The sequence below is a fragment of the Pseudomonas sp. BIGb0558 genome (assembly GCF_024807515.1).
Taxonomy (GTDB): domain Bacteria; phylum Pseudomonadota; class Gammaproteobacteria; order Pseudomonadales; family Pseudomonadaceae; genus Aquipseudomonas; species Aquipseudomonas yamanorum_A.
On the sequence record NZ_JANUEW010000069.1, the window covers coordinates 1 to 16,340 of the forward strand.

The 16,340-nt window shown below is 62.8% G+C and carries 13 protein-coding genes; 12 read left to right on the forward strand and 1 reads right to left on the reverse strand.

Translation table 11 applies throughout. The annotated features are described in order from the left end of the window. The first annotated feature begins 407 nt into the window (after positions 1 to 407). From M2400_RS32715 to M2400_RS32765, 11 genes are all read left to right on the forward strand, one after another. Positions 408 to 1,559 (forward strand): LLM class flavin-dependent oxidoreductase, encoded by a 1,152-nt coding sequence (locus M2400_RS32715; RefSeq protein WP_177079642.1) that lies wholly within the window; start codon positions 408 to 410, stop codon positions 1,557 to 1,559. A 20-nt stretch (positions 1,560 to 1,579) separates the two neighbouring features. Beyond that, the gene (locus M2400_RS32720) at positions 1,580 to 2,629 is read left to right on the forward strand and encodes an ABC transporter substrate-binding protein (protein WP_259201322.1); all 1,050 of its coding nucleotides are present in this window, start codon (positions 1,580 to 1,582) and stop codon (positions 2,627 to 2,629) included. A 126-nt stretch (positions 2,630 to 2,755) separates the two neighbouring features. Further along, positions 2,756 to 3,814, forward strand: a complete 1,059-nt coding sequence (locus M2400_RS32725) for an ABC transporter substrate-binding protein (RefSeq protein WP_177079644.1) — start codon at positions 2,756 to 2,758, stop codon at positions 3,812 to 3,814. A gap of 332 nt (positions 3,815 to 4,146) precedes the next feature. After that, the gene (locus M2400_RS32730; protein ID WP_259201321.1) at positions 4,147 to 6,411 is read left to right on the forward strand and encodes a TonB-dependent receptor; all 2,265 of its coding nucleotides are present in this window, start codon (positions 4,147 to 4,149) and stop codon (positions 6,409 to 6,411) included. 202 nt (positions 6,412 to 6,613) lie between these two features. Further along, complete coding sequence (locus tag M2400_RS32735; protein WP_259201320.1) at positions 6,614 to 9,076, forward strand: TonB-dependent siderophore receptor; 2,463 nt, start codon at positions 6,614 to 6,616, stop codon at positions 9,074 to 9,076. Between the two features lie 216 nt (positions 9,077 to 9,292). Then, complete coding sequence (locus tag M2400_RS32740; protein ID WP_259201319.1) at positions 9,293 to 10,054, forward strand: ABC transporter permease; 762 nt, start codon at positions 9,293 to 9,295, stop codon at positions 10,052 to 10,054. Positions 10,055 to 10,063: 9 nt separating this feature from the next. Further along, the gene (locus M2400_RS32745; protein WP_259201318.1) at positions 10,064 to 10,822 is read left to right on the forward strand and encodes an ABC transporter permease; all 759 of its coding nucleotides are present in this window, start codon (positions 10,064 to 10,066) and stop codon (positions 10,820 to 10,822) included. A gap of 11 nt (positions 10,823 to 10,833) precedes the next feature. Beyond that, positions 10,834 to 11,622, forward strand: a complete 789-nt coding sequence (locus M2400_RS32750) for an ABC transporter ATP-binding protein (protein WP_259201317.1) — start codon at positions 10,834 to 10,836, stop codon at positions 11,620 to 11,622. 105 nt (positions 11,623 to 11,727) lie between these two features. Continuing rightward, positions 11,728 to 12,687 carry a threo-3-hydroxy-L-aspartate ammonia-lyase gene (locus M2400_RS32755; RefSeq protein ID WP_177079649.1) on the forward strand — a complete coding sequence of 320 codons (960 nt, stop codon included), beginning with the start codon at positions 11,728 to 11,730 and terminating at the stop codon, positions 12,685 to 12,687. Between the two features lie 122 nt (positions 12,688 to 12,809). Then, positions 12,810 to 14,057, forward strand: a complete 1,248-nt coding sequence (locus M2400_RS32760) for a dicarboxylate/amino acid:cation symporter (RefSeq protein WP_177116169.1) — start codon at positions 12,810 to 12,812, stop codon at positions 14,055 to 14,057. 12 nt (positions 14,058 to 14,069) lie between these two features. Then, entirely contained in the window at positions 14,070 to 14,447 is a 378-nt protein-coding gene (locus M2400_RS32765) for a RidA family protein (protein ID WP_259201315.1), read from the forward strand. Between the two features lies 1 nt (position 14,448). Here the strand turns inward: M2400_RS32765 and M2400_RS32770 are convergent, their stop codons facing one another. Beyond that, the gene (locus M2400_RS32770; protein WP_003212543.1) at positions 14,449 to 15,075 is read right to left on the reverse strand and encodes a transcriptional regulator; all 627 of its coding nucleotides are present in this window, start codon (positions 15,073 to 15,075) and stop codon (positions 14,449 to 14,451) included. Between the two features lie 57 nt (positions 15,076 to 15,132). Here M2400_RS32770 and M2400_RS32775 point away from each other — a divergent pair, with 57 nt between their 5' ends. Continuing rightward, a complete protein-coding gene (locus M2400_RS32775; protein WP_259201314.1) occupies positions 15,133 to 16,242 on the forward strand; it encodes a DSD1 family PLP-dependent enzyme in 1,110 nt (369 codons plus the stop codon). Positions 16,243 to 16,340 lie beyond the last annotated feature (98 nt).

Genomic DNA, 16,340 nt, shown 5'->3' on the forward strand with positions numbered 1-16,340 from the left:
ACGCAGGGATTGAGGAGCGGGTAAACCGGCAGGACGCCGGTTTAGCCGCGACGGGGCAGGGACGCCCCGTCGCGGCGGCCCGCGGAGCAATCCCGAAGTGAGGGTACGCCGAGCCACAGCGAGGCGCCGACAGGCGGGGCAGAGCCCTTTGCTTACTTTGGGGCTTTTCCAAAGTGAGTCGCTGTAAGAGCGAAACCATAAGCCGCCGTTACCGCAGCAACGGATATGTCCCCAGAGTGCTTCACCCCCAACACCCACTGCTGACCCAGTGTTGCTACAGACGCACCCCCTCCCACCCAGAAAACCCCACCCCCCCGCCCCCATTGGCCAAACCCCCCATGGCATGCCCGTTGCAGTCCCAATACCAAAAGGTCCCCGCACCTAACGCGACTGACTCCGGAGCACCCATGACCACTGAATTCTTCTGGCGCCTGCCACTGGGCACCGACGGCCCACAACTCACCACCGACAAACACAACCGCGGCAACCCGCACTACCGCCCCGGCAACATAGCCCCGGGCCGCCTGCCCAACGGCCAACCCGACGATTTCACCTACATCGACTACATCGCCCAGGTCGCCAAGGCCGCCGAACTCGCCGGCTTCGAAGGCGCCCTGCTGCCCACCGGCCCCGAACCGTGGATCGTCGCCGCCGCCCTGGCCCGCGAAACCCGGCGCATCAAGTTCCTGATCGCCTTCCAGGCCACCTGGACCCTGCCCGCCTACGCCGCCCAGCAAGCCGCGATCCTGCAAAACCTCAGCCGCGGTCGCGTGGAGTGGAACATCATCACCGGCGGCAACCCCGCCAGCCAACGCGCCAACGGCGACTTCCTCGAACACGACCTGCGCTACAAACGCACCGGCGAATTCCTCGACATCATCCAGGGCCTCTGGGAGAACGAAAAATTCTCCTACGACGGTGATATCTACCAACTGGAAAACGGCGCCCTGCCCCATGGCCTGCACCACGAACGCAAACCCGGCGTGTACTTCTCCGGCTTCTCCGACGCCGCCCTCGATGTAGCCGCCAAACACGCCGACGTGTACCTGAACTGGGCCGAACCCATCGACAAACTCAAGCCGCATATCGAGCGCGTGCGTGAACTGGCCGACAAACAAGGCCGCACCGTGCGCTTCGGCCTGCGGGTCGATCTGTTCGCCCGGGAGACCGAAGAGCAAGCCTGGAAAGACCTGCGCCGCCAGTTCGACAAGCTCGAAGGCAAGAGCAGCCAGGTCGCCAAGGGCTTTACCAGCGGCTCGGATTCGGTCGGCGGCGCACGCCAGACCGCTTACCACCAGAACGTCGACCGCTTCGACGACCTGATCATCGGCCCCAACCTCTGGGCCGGGTTTGCCAAGGCAAAACCAGGACCCACCGTGGGCCTGGTCGGCAGCCACCAGAACATCGCCGAGCGCCTGGTGGAATACCGCGACGCCGGCTTCTCGACTTTTATCCTCGCCGGCAATCCACACCTGGAAGAAGCCTTGCGCATTGGCCAGGAAGTCCTGCCCCTGGTGCACCAGCGCCCGGCCATCCAACCCTTGAAAGCCAGCGCCTGAACGCTGTGGGAGAAACCCTGATGACCCAACCTCTCGATACGCTCTGGTACACCCGCTGCCCCGTGCCCACGGGCCTGGGCATTGCGGTGCAAAAAGGCTGGCTGCAAGCCACCGTCGGCGCCCTCGGCACCGAGGTGCAATCGCTGCGTGAGTCCGACGACAAGGCGGTGCGCGAATCGCACTTCGATCACACCCTGCGCAACTCGGTACGCCATGGCGGGAATATCCCGGCGATCTGGGCCCGTGCCCAAGGCCGGGAAACCCGGGTGATCGGCCTGTCGTGGGCAGATGAAGTGCAACTGATCCTGACCCGCCAGGACAGCGGCATCAAAACCGTCAAGGACCTCAAGGGCCGTACCTTCGGCCTGCCCGACTGGGCCGGCGCACAGATTGATTTCACCCGTGCGCAGGCCCTGCGCGGGCTGGAAAATGCGCTGTCGCTGGAAGGCCTGAAAGTCGGCGACGTGAAGCTGAAGAACTTCCGCTACGGCGGCACCTTCAGCGATACCCCGGTACGCAGTATCGCCGGCACGCCGGTCACCCAGAAGGTCACCGAACGCAACCTGGAGCTGATCGGCCTGCTGCGGGGTGAGGTCGATGCAATCTTCCTCAAGGGCGCCCACGCCGCCCAGCAGGCCCATGATTTCGGCCTGCACACGGTGATCGACACCGGCTCCCACCCGGACCCGCTGATCCGCAGCAACAACGGCACCCCACGGACTTTGGCGGTGGACCTGAACCTGCTGGAAAACCACTTCGACGTGGCCAGCGGCATCCTCGACTCGGTCCTGCGCGCCGAGCAATGGGCCCACACCCACCCGGAAGGAACCCGCCGCTACCTGGCCCAGGAAACCAACAGCAGTGAGTATTGGGTCACGGCCGCCTATGGCAACGACGCCCACTTGCGCCTGCGCACCGGGCTCGATGAACAGGCGATTGCCGCGCTGCAGGACTTCACGCATTTCCTGCACCGCTGGCGCTTTATCCCGAACAGTTTTGATGTGCGTGAATGGATTGATGCACGGCCGCTGGAAGCACTCTTGAACGGCAAAACCGCGCTGGCAGGCTAACCCGTGTAGGAGCCGGCTTGCCGGCGATGACGGCCTTGAATGCGGCAATGACCTTTCGGGCCTCATCGCCGGCAAGCCGGGCTCCTGCAAAGGTTTCCTATTTCATGGATTTGAACGAAGACCCTTATGAGCAAACCACTCGATACTCTCTGGTACACCCACAGCCCGGTTCCCACCGGCCTCGGCATTGCGGTGCAGTCCGGCCGCCTGGCGGAGGCGTTCCTGCCTTTCGGCACCAATATCCAGTCGTTGCGCGAGTCCACGGAGCGGGAAGTTCGCGAAGCGCATTACGACCACCACCTGAAAAACTCGGTGCGTCACGGCGGTAATATCCCGGCGATCTGGGCCTACGCCAGTGGCGTCGAAACCCGGGTGCTGGGGCTGTCGTGGAGCGATGAGGTGCAGTTGATCCTGACCACCGCCGAGAGCGGTGTGCGCAGCGTACGCGACTTGAAAAACCGGCGCTTCGGCCTGCCGAAATGGGCCAACGTGCAGATCGACTTCACCCGCGCCCAGGCCCTGCGTGGCCTGGAAAACGCCCTCAAGCTCGAAGGCCTGGAAGTCTCGGACGTGGAGCTGGTGGACTACCCCTACGGCGGCACCTACAGCGACAACCAGGTGCAATACGTCTACGGCTCCCCGGCGAGCCTTGGGGTGAGCCGTTTCAGCCGGCGCAACAATGAATTGATCGGCCTGTTGCGTGGCGATATCGACGCGATCTTCCTCAAGGGTGCCCACGCCGTGCACCTGGCCAACGAGTTCGGCTTGCATGTGGTGGTGGACACCGGCTCGCACCCGGACCCGTTGATCCGTTCCAACAACGGCACGCCGCGCACCCTGACGGTGGACATCAACCTGTTGCAGGAGCACTTCGACGCCAGCGTGAAAATTGTCGACACCGTGCTGCGCACCGAGCAATGGGCCTGGGCCAATCCGGACGAAACCCGGCGCTTCCTGGCCCAGGAACTCAACACCAGCGAATACTGGGTGACCGCGGCCTATGGTGAAGATGCCCATCGCCGGCTGCGCACCACACTGGATTCGCGCTCCATCGACGCCTTGCAGGACTTCACCGATTTCCTGCATCGCTGGAACTTCATTCCACGACGTTTCGATGTGCGTGACTGGATTGATTTCAGCGTGCTGGAAAAAGTCATCGGCTCCACCTCTCGCGTAGCCGTCTAACCCCCTCTGTAGGAGCCGGCTTGCCGGCGATGAGGCCCTTGAGAACAGTGCCACATCAAAGGGTGCCATCGCCGGCAAGCCGGCTCCTACAGTGCTTGCCTGGCAACACTTCCCCTGCTGCTCCAGCAGCACCCTCCAAGCAACTTCTGCTGAATCTTCGACACGCTTTTAAAGCGGCCTTCGGCTGCGCTTTCAATTGCTCGAAAACGCCCTCGCCTTCAATTTTTTAATCGTTATATATCAATATCTTACAATCATGTATCAGCCCTGAAATCCGCTTGGCACGATCTCTGCTCTAGCCCCTTCAAGGAAACTTTTCCGGGGGAGATTTCATGCACACACTTAATCCGATCACCAAGGGCCTGTGGCTCGCTTTACTGCTGGCAGGCGGCACCGCCAGTGAACCTCTATTGGCCGCCGAAGCAGCCGAAAACGACGCCAGCAAAACCGAGCCGTCGCTCAAGACCGTGACCGTCACCGCACAACACCGGGAAGAAACCCTGCAAGAGGTTCCGGTAGCGGTATCGGCGGTCCAGGGCACCAGCATCATTGCCGACGGCGTACGCTCGATGGGCGACATCACCACTTTCATTCCCAACGCCTCGGCAAAGAACCCCGACGGCGACGGTCGACCACGCTGGTACATCCGTGGCCTGGGTACCGGCGACACCGGCGCGGCCACTGTGTACCCGGTGGGCATCTACGCCGATGACGTGTACCTGAACGCACCGATTGCCGGTGGCGGCCCGCTGTTCGACCTCGAACGCATCGAGATCCTGCGCGGCCCCCAAGGCACGTTGTATGGCAAGAACACCACGGCGGGCGCGGTGAATATCATCTCGAAGAAACCCACCTTCGACACCGATGGCTACGGCACCATCGGTTTTGGCAGCAAGAACGAACGCATCGTGAACGGCGCCATCGGCGGCACCCTGGTGCCGGAAAAACTCGCGGCACGGATCTCGCTGTACTCCGAGGAGCGCGACGGCTTCCAGAAAAACCTGATCGACGATCACACCTACGGCGACGTCAACAAGAAGGCCGTGCGCCTGCAATTCTTCGCCCAGCTCAACCCGGACCTGGACGCGCTGTGGAAGATCCACAGCCGCGAGTTCAAGGGCGACGGCGCCAACGGTGCGCTGACCCTGGGCCGCTACTACAACGCGGGCTACACCCGTCCCGCCGGACGCAACATTGCGTTGAACGTGGACGACGACTCCAAGCTCAACCACGACGGCACGTCGCTGACCCTCAACTGGCACCTGGGCGACTACACCCTGACCTCCATCAGCGCCTACGACTACATCCGTGGCCAGTCCACCGGGGATGCCGACTACACGCCTTACGAGGTCAACGGCACCGCCACCGCCGACAACAAATACACCCAGTACTCACAGGAATTCCGCCTGGCCTCGCCCCAGCAGGAAACCCTGCGCTGGCTGGCCGGTGCGCACTATTTCCATGAAGACCTGGACAGCAGCGCCGGACGCTTTATCGCCCCGGGCCCCACACCCAACGGCACCGGCTCCAACCAGATCAACGGCGCCACGGACTTCCGTGACCTGAGCTACAACCACACCACCGACAGCTACGCGCTGTTCGGCAACCTGACCTACGACCTCACCGACAACTTCAGCGTGACCGGTGGCCTGCGCTGGACCCAGGAAAAGAAAGACATCGACCTCGACCTCACCCAGCTGACCCGCGCCACTGCCAACGGCCCGCTGATTCCTTTGGCGGGCGTCGGCACCAACGGCAACCGCCAGGAGGACAAGACCTGGGAAGCCTGGACCTATGACCTGACTCCGGAATACCGGATCAACGAAAACGTACGGGTGTTCTTCCGTTATGCCCACGGCTTCCGTTCCGGTGGCTTCAACACCGGGCTGTCCACCAGCCTGTCGCAGCTGACCACGGTGGACCCGGAACAACTCGACGCCTACGAATTCGGCGTCAAGTCCGAGTGGTTCAACCACCGTCTGACGGCCAACGCGAACATCTTCTACTACGACTACTCGGACATTCAGGTCAACCTGCTGACCGTCAACAACGGCGTACTGACCACCGCGTTGACCAACGGCGCCAAGGGCAAGGTCAAGGGTGCCGAGCTGGAACTGGAAGGCCAGCCCACCGACTACCTGCACCTGCGGGCCGCGATTTCGTTCCTCGACAGCCAATACACCGACTTCAAGAACACCAACCCCAACACCGGTGCGGTCACCGGCGACTACAGCGGCAACAGCTTCGTGCGCTCGCCGCGCAACGTGGTGTCCCTGGGTGGCGACTACACCATCCCGCTGGAGATCGGCGGCAAGCTGGTGGCCGGTGCCGACGTGAGTTTTCGCGACAAGGAATACTTCCTCGCCGACCGCCAGAGCAGCGCCGACAAGGACTTGAGCCAACCGCACTACACCTTGGCCAACAGCCGCCTGACCTGGTACAGCGCCGACGAAAAACTCAGCGTCACCGGGTTTGTGAACAACCTCACCGACCGCCGCTACCAGGTACATGGCCGGCCGAACGGTGGCCTGGGGCAGTACGTGATCACCTATGGCGACCCACGCACCGTGGGGCTGAGCGTGACCAGCCGCTTCTAACTTCAGGCGCCGGACACTATTTACCAAACGAACGGAGATCAAATGTGGGAGCTGGCTTGCCTGCGATAGCGGTGGGTCAGCCAAACACTATGTTGGCTGTGCCGCCATCATCGCAGGCAAGCCAGCTCCCACAGTTGACCTTCATTGTTTGAGCCACAGCGCCCGGCCCGCCATCGCCAACATTCTTCGAAAGGACCTTTCTATGTTCCAACGCACTCCGTTGGCCGGCGCGATCGCGCTGGTCATGGGCAGCCTTGCCGTGCCCGCTGTAGCCGCCGAGACACAGCCCTCCGCCAAGACCGACAGCCTCGACACCGTAGTGGTACTCGGCACTCGCCGCAGCGACGTCACCGCGCTGCAAAGCGCCGCGCCGGTGGATGTATTGAGCGGCGAGCAATTGCAGCAAACCGGCGCTGCCGACCTGTCCGGCGCACTGACGGCACTGTCGCCGTCCTTCAGCTTCCCGCAGTCGCCCCAAGGCGCCTTCGCCGGCTCCATCGCCCAAGGCGCTTCGCTGCGCGGCCTGGCCTCCGACCAGGTGCTGGTGCTGGTGGATGGCAAGCGCCGCCACACCAGCGCGAACATCACCCGCCAAAGCCTCGCCAATGGCCGGGGCGCAGCAGCGGTGGACTTGAGCCTGATCCCGTTGAGCGCGATCGACCACGTGGAGATCCTGCGCGACGGCGCCGCCGCCCAGTACGGCTCCGATGCGATCGCCGGTGTGATCAACATCGTGCTCAAGCAAAAGGACGACGGCGGCAACGTTGGCTATCGCTTCGGTGGCTACAACAAGGGCGACGGCATGCAGCGCAAATACAGCGGCTGGAAAGGCTTCGAGCTGCCCAACGACGGCTTCCTGACCTTGAGTTTCGACGCCGGCAGCCAGGACCCGGCCAGCGATACCAACCCCGACAACCGGATCTTTTATCGCGGCGATACCAGCGTCAACACGCCCCGCGAACAGAACAACCGCTACCGCACCTGGAACTGGGGCTCCAACAATGTCTCCGACCAGTACAACTTCCTGGCCAACAGTGAAATGGGGGTTGGCGAAGGGCTGACCGCCTACGGCTTTGCCACCTACTCCCACAAGAACACCGACTCCACCGGTTTCTTCGACCCGCCCACCGCGCTGTACAACAACTACGGCAGCGTTTCGTTGCAGCGCTACCCGGACGGGCGTTTGCCGATCACCCGCTACACCCTGGAAGACTATGCGGCCACCGGCGGCCTGCGTTACGAAAACGAGCAACTGGGCAAGTTCGACCTGGCGCTGAACCACGGCACCAACATCGTCAAGTCCACCGACTACAACGCGATCAACCCGAGCTGGGGCGCCAACAGCCCGGCGACGATCTACACCGGCGAGCGCAAGAACGACCAGACCAACGTGACCCTGGACTGGGTGCGGGACTTCCCTACCGACTTGCTGTTCAAGCCGCTGACCGTCTCCGCAGGCCTGGCCTGGCGCCAGGAGAACTACCAGCTGAGCGCGGGCGCGCCTGCCGCCTCGCAAAATGGCCCGCTGTTCAACACCATCGACCCGGTGACCGGGCGCCGGCTTGCCGGGTATTACTCGGGGATCACCCCGGTGGATGCCGCCTCGCTGCAACGCAAAGTGCTGGGCGCGTATGTCGACGTCGAAGGCCAGGTCACCGAGAAGTTCCAGGCCGGCGTTGCGGTGCGTACCGAGCACTATTCGGACTTTGGCGACACCACCAACGGCAAGCTGTCGCTGCGCTACGATTTCACTCCGCAAATCGCCGCCCGGGCCAGCGCCAGCACCGGCTATCGTGCACCGTCCCTGGCCCAGAGCGGCATGTCGTCGTTCAGCGTACAGGTGGTGGAGCAGCCGCCGGGCAGCGGCAATTACGTCGAGGTGCAACAGCGCACGCTGCGCGCCAACAGCCCGGAAGCCCAGGCGTTGGGTGGCACGCAGCTCAAGCCTGAGGAATCGACCAACTACTCCCTGGGCCTGGTCTGGCAGCCGCTGGATAACGCGTCGGTAACGGTGGATGCCTACCGCATCAACATCAATAACCGCATTACGCTGTCCGACCAGTTGCCGGCGTCGGTGGTCTCGCCGATCTTCGCCGGCACGCCTTACGCCAACATCCAGAGCGCGGCGTTCTACACCAACATCGCCGACACCCGCACCGACGGTATCGAACTGACCGGCAACTACAAACTCGACCTGCAGCAATGGGGCCGCGTGAACTTCAACGCCGGCTACGCACGTAACCGCACGCAAATCACCGACCTGCGCAACGTCGGCAACATCCCCGGCAACCAGATCATCGGCCGCACCACCCAGGGCCTGATCGAGCACGGCACGCCGGACTATAAGCTGATCCTCAGCGCCAACTGGGCTTATGAACAATGGGGTGTCACCGTGGCCCAGCGCCGTTACGGCGAATGGAAAAGCCTCAACGCCGCCAACCCGAACCTCGACCAGACCTTCAGCCCGCAATGGGTGACCGACCTGGACGTGTCCTACAACCTCGGCAAGGGGATCAAGCTGTCTGCCGGCGCGACCAACCTGTTCAACACCCATCCGGACAAGGCCTCCGGCGCGCAGTTGTATGGCGTGCCGATCTACTCGATCACCAGCCCGGAAGGTGCGCAGGGGGCGTTTTACTACACCAGTGTGAGCTACGACTTTTGAGGTGACTGCTGATGGGGTGTTGCTGCAGCAGCAGCCCACCACCATATTTCACCGTAGGAGCCGGCTTGCCGGCGATGGCGGCCTTGAGCATTGCACTGGTTTCAAGGGCCCCATCGCCGGCAAGCCGGGCTCCTACAAAGGGTCGGTGTTGTTTGGGGGGGATATGGCACATGTCTTGCGATGCTCACCCGGTACTTCGCTGAAATAAGACCCGCCATGCGCCCCTACCGATTACTCACTGCCCTGACCTGGCTTATCTCGCCCCTGGCCCTGCTCGCCACCTGGACGCTGGTGGCGCACCTCGGGATCTTCCCGCGCAACCTGCTGGTACCGCCGGCTCAGGTCCTGCAAACCTTCGAAGAACTGCTCGCCAGCGGCGAACTCGCTGAACACCTGGGCAACAGCCTGTCGCGCCTCGGTCTGGGCTTTGGCATCGGTTCGCTGTGCGGCCTGGCCTTCGGCGTGCTGATGGCCCTGTCAAAGAACGTCGAGGTGTATTGCGCGCCGCTGTTCCACACCTTGCGCCAGATCCCCAGCATCGCGCTGATCCCGATGTTTGTGCTGCTGTTCGGCATTGATGAAACCTTCAAGATCATCATCGTCGCCAAGACCGCATTTTTCCCGGTGGCCCTGGCCGCCAGCGAAGGGGTCAAGGGCATTCCCCGCAGTTACTTCGAAGTGGCCGACGTGTACCGCCTGCGCTGGCCGACCTTCGTCTGGCGCATCGCCCTGCCCGCCGCCGCGCCGCCGATCATCACCGGCTTTCGTATCAGCCTGACCCGCGCCTGGGTGGTGCTGGTGGCCACCGAGTTGCTGGCGGCCGACAGCGGCCTGGGGCAGATGATCGAGATGGCCCGGCAGATGCTGCGCATCGACGTGGTGATGGTGGGCGTGGTGGTCACCGGGGTGATCGGCTTTGCCCTCGACTTTGGCTTTCGCTCACTGGAACAGCGGCTGTTTCGCCGGCAAACCCGCTAGGAGCCCGGCATGAACCTCTTGAAAAAATCCCGCGGCCTGCTGCTGCCACTGCTGTTGATCCTCGCCTGGGAATACGCCTCGCGCCAGGACGCGGCCGGCGCGTATGCCTTCGTGCCGCTGTCGGCGATTGGCTCGGCGTTGCTGGAAATGCTCGGCAACGGCGAGCTGCTGGTCAACCTGTTGGCCAGCCTGGCCCGCACCAGCAGCGGCCTGGCCCTGGGCATCCTGTTCGGCGTGGTGCTGGGAGTGCTGATGGCGCTGTCCGGCGTGGCCAACCGTTTGATCGGCCCGTTGTTCCATTCGATCCGCCAGGTGCCGATGCTGGGCTGGATCCCGCTGATTGCCATGTGGTTCGGCAATGGTGAGTTTTCCAAGGTGCTGATCGTCAGCCTGGCGGCCCTCTACCCGATGGTGCTCAACACCTACCAGGGCTTCAGCCATGTGGAGCGGCGCTACCGCGAAGTCGGCCAGGTGCTGGTGCTCAGCTCCGTGCAGCAGTTCGTGCATGTGCTGCTGCCGGCGGCGCTGCCGAGTATCGCCACCGGCGTATTGCATGCCCTCGCCTTCGCCTGGGTGACCGCCATCGGCAGTGAACTGTTCCTGTCCTCCGGCGCCGGCCTGGGTAACCTGATGATGAACGCCGAGGCCGGCTCGCGCATGGAAGTGATCGTGCTCAGCGTGCTGTGCATCGGCCTGCTGGGCTACCTGATGAACCTGCTGTTTACCCGCCTCAGCCGCCATGTGCTGCGCTGGCGCAATCTTCGTTGAAGGCCATGAACATGAACGCAATCGCCCATCACGCCCTCCACACCGCCGTGCAGACCGGCGCCCTGCAGATTCGCGGCCTGAACAAGGCCTACCGCATCGAAGGCAAGCCGCTGCCGGTGTTGCACAACATCAACCTCGACGTGCGCCCCGGGGAATTTGTCAGCATCGTCGGCGCCAGCGGCTGCGGCAAATCCACGTTGCTGCGGCTGATTGTCGGGCTGGAGGCCGAGTACGAAGGCGACATCCTGCTGGATGGTCAACGCATCGCCGCCACCAGCCTGGAGCGCGGGATCGTGTTCCAGGACCACCGCCTGTTCCCGTGGATGACGGTCAGCCAGAACATCGCCCTGGCCCTGAAAAATCACAAACTGGCCCAGGCCGAAAAAGACCGGCAGGTGGCCGAACACATCGCCCTGGTCAACCTCACCGGCTTCGAAAATGCCTACCCGCACCAGCTCTCCGGCGGCATGGCGCAACGCGCGGCGATCGCCCGGGCACTGATCAACAAACCCAAGGTGCTGCTGCTCGACGAACCGCTGGGCGCCCTCGATGCCCTGACCCGGGTGCACTTGCAACGGGAACTGCAACGGATCTGGGTGCAACAGCGCTGCACGGTGATCATGGTCACCCATGACATCGAAGAGGCGTTGTACCTGGGCGACCGGGTGATCGTGATGGATGCCCACCCGGGGCGAATCAAACATGAAATCCGGGTGGACTTGCCGCATCCGAGGGAGCGCAGCTCATCGGTATTGCAGGGCTACAAGGAGCAGTTGCTGGAGGAGCTGGTCGGGCACTGAAAACCCTGGGCATGCCGCGCTTTACATTTTGTACAGTTATGGATATTTTATCCAGACAGCAAATGCAATGCGCCCGTGCCCGGGTCATTTTCAGAGGTCCTTTCCATGCAACTGTCTTCGTACCATGACGTGATCAAAGCCGCCGAACGTCTGGAGGGCTTTGCCAACCGCACGCCGGTGTTCACCTCGCGCACCCTCGACGCCGAGACCGGGGCCCAGGTGTTCATCAAATGCGAAAACCTGCAACGCACCGGTTCATTCAAGTTTCGCGGTGCGTTCAATGCGCTGTCGCGGTTTGATGAACAGCAGCGCAAGGCCGGTGTGGTGGCGTTTTCCTCGGGCAATCACGCCCAAGGCATCGCACTGGCCGCCCGCCTGTTGCAGATGCCGGCCACCATCGTGATGCCCACCGACGCCCCGGCCGCCAAGGTCGCCGCCACCCGGGAATACGGCGCGACCGTGGTGTTCTACGACCGCATCACCGAAGACCGCGAGCAGATCGGCCGCACCCTGGCCGAGCAGCACGGCATGACCTTGATCCCCTCCTACGACCACCCGGACGTGCTGGCCGGCCAGGGCACTGCCGCCAAGGAACTGCTGGAGTTCACCGGCCCGCTGGATGCCTTGTTTGTCGGCCTGGGCGGCGGCGGCATGCTCTCCGGTACGGCGTTGGCTACCCGCGCGCTGTCGCCCGATTGCCTGCTGTACGGGGTCGAGCCCGAAGCCGGGAATGACGGCCAGCGTTCCTTCCAGACCGGCAGCATCGTGCACATCGACACGCCCTCGACCATCGCAGACGGCGCCCAGACCCAGCACCTTGGCAATCACACTTTCCCGATCATCCGCGAGCAGGTCACCGACATCCTCACCGTCTCCGACGCCGAGTTGGTGGCCTCGATGAAGTTCTTCATGCAACGCATGAAGATGGTCGTGGAGCCCACCGGTTGCCTCGGCCTTGCGGCCTTGCGCAACCTCAAGCAGCAGTTCCGGGGCCAGCGCGTGGGCATCATCGTGACCGGTGGCAACGTCGATATCGAGAAGTACGCGAGCCTGCTAAAGGGCTAAAACCTCCAACAAGAAAATACTGTGGCGAGCGTGCTTGCCACACGGCTTCCTGCTGCCTGCAATTTCTGCCGCCTATAAAAAATGCCCGGGTGTTCCCTGGGCTTTAACAACAAGAGGTGCTTATGAAAAATCGTTACCTGGCCCGGGCCATTGTGATTGCGATCATCCTTGGCGTGCTGGTGGGGGCCGTGCTGCATGCCCAACTGGACGCCGACACCGCCAAGACCATCGCCGGTTACTTCAGCATGGTCACCGACGTGTTTTTGCGCCTGATCAAGATGGTCATCGCACCGCTGGTGCTGGCGACGTTGATCAGTGGCGTGGCGAGCATGGCCGACAGCGGTTCCATCGGCCGTGTCGGGTTGAAGGCGATGACCTGGTTTCTGATTGCGTCGGTGGTGTCGCTGCTGATCGGTTTGACATTGGCCAATCTGTTCCAGCCAGGCGCGGGGCTCAACCTGAGTGTGGCGGCCAACGGCAACAGCGGTTTGAACACCGCCAGCTTCAACCTGTCGGGCTTTTTGTCCCATGTGTTCCCCCGCAGCATCGTCGAGGCCATGGGCAACAATGAGGTGCTGCAGATCGTGGTGTTTTCGTTGTTCTTCGGCGCAGCGCTGGCGTTCGTCAAGGGCAGCGCCAGGTCGCCGATCCTGCACGTGCTGGAAGAACTGACCCAGGTGATGTTCCGCATCACCGAATACGTGATGGTGATCGCGCCGCTGGCGGTATTTGCCGCAATTGCCGCCACCATCAGCCTGTACGGGCTGGGGATGGTGGTCAGCTTTGGCAAGTTGATCGCGCAGTTCTACCTGGGCCTGGCGGTGCTGTGGCTGGTGATCAGCGGCGTGGGTTACCTGGCGCTGGGCGCACGTTTCAAACAGCTGTTGCAGTTGCTGCGCAGCCCGGTGTTGCTGGCGTTCTCCACCGCCAGCAGCGAGGCGGCCTACCCCAAGACCATCGCCGCCCTGGACAGCTTCGGCTCGCCCAAGCGCATCAACAGTTTTGTGCTGCCCCTGGGTTACTCGTTCAACCTCGACGGTTCGATGATGTACCAGGCGTTTATCGTGATGTTCATCGCCCAGGCCTATGGCATCGAGATGAGCTTCGGCCATCAGGTGATGATCCTGCTGACCTTGCTCGTCATCAGCAAAGGCACCGCCGGCGTGGCGCGCGGCTCACTGGTGGTGCTCGCGGCGGGCCTGCCGATGGTCGGCCTGCCGGAAGCCGGTTTGCTGCTGATCCTCGCCGTAGACCCGATCCTCGACATGGGCCGTACCGCCACCAACGTGTTCGGCTGCGGCGTGGCCACGGCGGTGATTGGCCACGGTGCCGCCGATGAACAACCTGCTCCCCTTCCCTCCCTTGCTTGAGAACTGCCGATAATGAAGATTCACCACACAGCCACTGCCTCCCAGCCTGCCGGGCACTACGCCCAGGCCGTGAGCCATCAGGGCACGCTGTACATCTCCGGGCAATTGCCGGTGAGCCCGGACGGGCGCCACAACATTGAAGCGTCGTTTGCCGAACAGGCTCAGGTGGCCCTGGACAATCTGTTGGCGATTTTGAAGGCCGCAGGCAGCTCACCCGCAGACCTGGTGAAGGTCACGGTGTACGTGGTGGGGGTAAAACACTGGCCTGAATTTGATGGCTTGTACGCCGCTGCGTTGGGGGATCACCGCCCGGCGCGCGCGGTGGTGCCGGTGCCGGAACTGCACCACGGTTATCTGATTGAAATCGAAGCCGTGGCGCGTTTGGCATAGGTCATTTGGCGTAGGTGTAGACCGCTGCCCGCGAGACCCCAAGGTGTGAGGCAACCGTTTCCATGGCGCGCCGGATGTCCATCACGCCGGCTTCTTTCAGCTCTTGCATCAGCAAGCGCCGGTCGGCGGCCTTGAGGGCACGTGGGGTGGTCGCCAGGCGTGCGGCGAACTGGTCGATACGCGCACGAATGGCATCGGCGCCGGACGGGTCGAGAGACTCGGCGGGCCGGTCGCCGCTGACCGAGCCGAACTGCTCCAGCATGCCCTGCAAGCCACGGAACAACGAGAGGTCGACGTTCATGCACAAGGCCGCCACGTACTTGCCGGTGGAGTCCTTGATGCCAATGGAAGTGCTCTTGACCTGACGGCCATCGGCGAACTGGTTCTGGTAGTTGGCGATCACCTGCGGGTACTCGGGATCGGCGATCCGCGCCAGGCCCAGCTCGGTGGCCGGGTCACCCGGCTGGCGCCCGGAGAGGTTGTTGTGGATGGCCATGATTGCGTGCTGCGGGTCGCGCAGGTCGTGCAGCACGACCTCGCAAAACGGGCTGAAGGTCTTGCTCAGGCCTTCGGCAATCTGTTCGAGTTGGCTGATCAAGGCCGCTTGTTCGGGAGTGTGTTTTTTCATTCAGACAACATATCCAGTACTGGATAGACCGTCAATTTACCTTTTGGAGTGTGCACGATGGAAACCCCGACAGCTTTGCTGGATGTGAGCCGGATGCAGCGCAATATCCTGCGTATGCAGCAGCGTGCCGATGACTTGGGTGTGAGCTTGCGGCCCCATGTGAAGACCCATAAATGCGCCGAGGTGGTAGCGGCGCAAATCGCTGCAGGGGCCAGGGGGATTACGGTTTCGACGTTGAAGGAGGCCGAGTATTTTTTCGACCTCGGCATTCGGGACGTTCTGTATGCGGTGGCGATGGCGCCGCATAAATTGCCTCATGCGTTGGCGTTGCGTCGTCAGGGATGTGCGCTGACGCTGATCACCGACAGCCTTGCCGGGGCCCGGGCGATTGTCGAGTTTGGTGCGCTGCAGGGTGAGGTTTTTGCGGTGCTGATTGAGATTGACTGTGATGGGCACCGGTCCGGGGTGAAGCCTCAGGATCCGCTGTTGCTGGAGATCGCCAGGCTGCTGCATGGCGGCGGGATGCTTGCCGGGGTGTTGACTCATGCCGGGGAAAGCTACGGGCTGGATACGCCTGAGGCGTTGCGGGCGATTGCCGAGCAGGAACGGGCGCGCTGTGTTGCGGCGGCCGAGGTGATTCGGGGGGCGGGTTTGCCTTGCTTGCAGGTGAGTGTGGGGTCGACGCCCACGGCGCTGTCGGCGGTGAGCCTGGAGGGTGTGACTGAGCTGCGGGCTGGGGTTTATGCGTTTTTTGATTTGGTGATGCATAACGTTGGGGTGTGCGGCATTGATGAGCTGGCGTTGAGTGTGCTGACTACGGTGATCGGGCATCAGGTGGAAAAGGGCTGGATCATTACCGACGCGGGGTGGATGGCGATGAGTCGGGATCGTGGGACGCAGTCGCAGAAGCGGGATTTTGGTTATGGGCAGGTGTGTACCGAGGGTGGTGAGGTGATTGAGGGGTTGCTGGTGGGCAGCGCGAATCAGGAGCATGGGGTGGCTTGGTTCGACGGGGTGGCGGTGGATGTGGTTGAGCGGTTTCCGCTGGGGACGCGGCTGAGGGTTTTGCCTAACCATGCGTGTGCTACGGGGACGCAGTTCGGCAGCTATGGCGCGCTGCTGGAGAATGGTGAGGTGCAGGTTTGGGAGCGGTTGCGGGGGTGGTAGATCGGGGGCATATCCGTTTCTTCGGTTATGGCTGATATGGGTTCCGCTCTTACAGCGGCTCACTTTTGAAAAGCGCAAAAGTAAGCAAAACGCTCTTG

Coding starts and splice junctions, on each gene's coding strand:
- M2400_RS32770 (WP_003212543.1), bottom strand. CDS start 15,075: ATGAAAAAACACACTCCCGAACAAGCGGCCTTGATCAGCCAACTCGAA.
- M2400_RS32720 (WP_259201322.1), top strand. CDS start 1,580: ATGACCCAACCTCTCGATACGCTCTGGTACACCCGCTGCCCCGTGCCC.
- M2400_RS32760 (WP_177116169.1), top strand. CDS start 12,810: ATGAAAAATCGTTACCTGGCCCGGGCCATTGTGATTGCGATCATCCTT.
- M2400_RS32750 (WP_259201317.1), top strand. CDS start 10,834: ATGAACGCAATCGCCCATCACGCCCTCCACACCGCCGTGCAGACCGGC.
- M2400_RS32735 (WP_259201320.1), top strand. CDS start 6,614: ATGTTCCAACGCACTCCGTTGGCCGGCGCGATCGCGCTGGTCATGGGC.
- M2400_RS32725 (WP_177079644.1), top strand. CDS start 2,756: ATGAGCAAACCACTCGATACTCTCTGGTACACCCACAGCCCGGTTCCC.
- M2400_RS32755 (WP_177079649.1), top strand. CDS start 11,728: ATGCAACTGTCTTCGTACCATGACGTGATCAAAGCCGCCGAACGTCTG.
- M2400_RS32715 (WP_177079642.1), top strand. CDS start 408: ATGACCACTGAATTCTTCTGGCGCCTGCCACTGGGCACCGACGGCCCA.
- M2400_RS32740 (WP_259201319.1), top strand. CDS start 9,293: ATGCGCCCCTACCGATTACTCACTGCCCTGACCTGGCTTATCTCGCCC.
- M2400_RS32745 (WP_259201318.1), top strand. CDS start 10,064: ATGAACCTCTTGAAAAAATCCCGCGGCCTGCTGCTGCCACTGCTGTTG.
- M2400_RS32765 (WP_259201315.1), top strand. CDS start 14,070: ATGAAGATTCACCACACAGCCACTGCCTCCCAGCCTGCCGGGCACTAC.
- M2400_RS32730 (WP_259201321.1), top strand. CDS start 4,147: ATGCACACACTTAATCCGATCACCAAGGGCCTGTGGCTCGCTTTACTG.
- M2400_RS32775 (WP_259201314.1), top strand. CDS start 15,133: ATGGAAACCCCGACAGCTTTGCTGGATGTGAGCCGGATGCAGCGCAAT.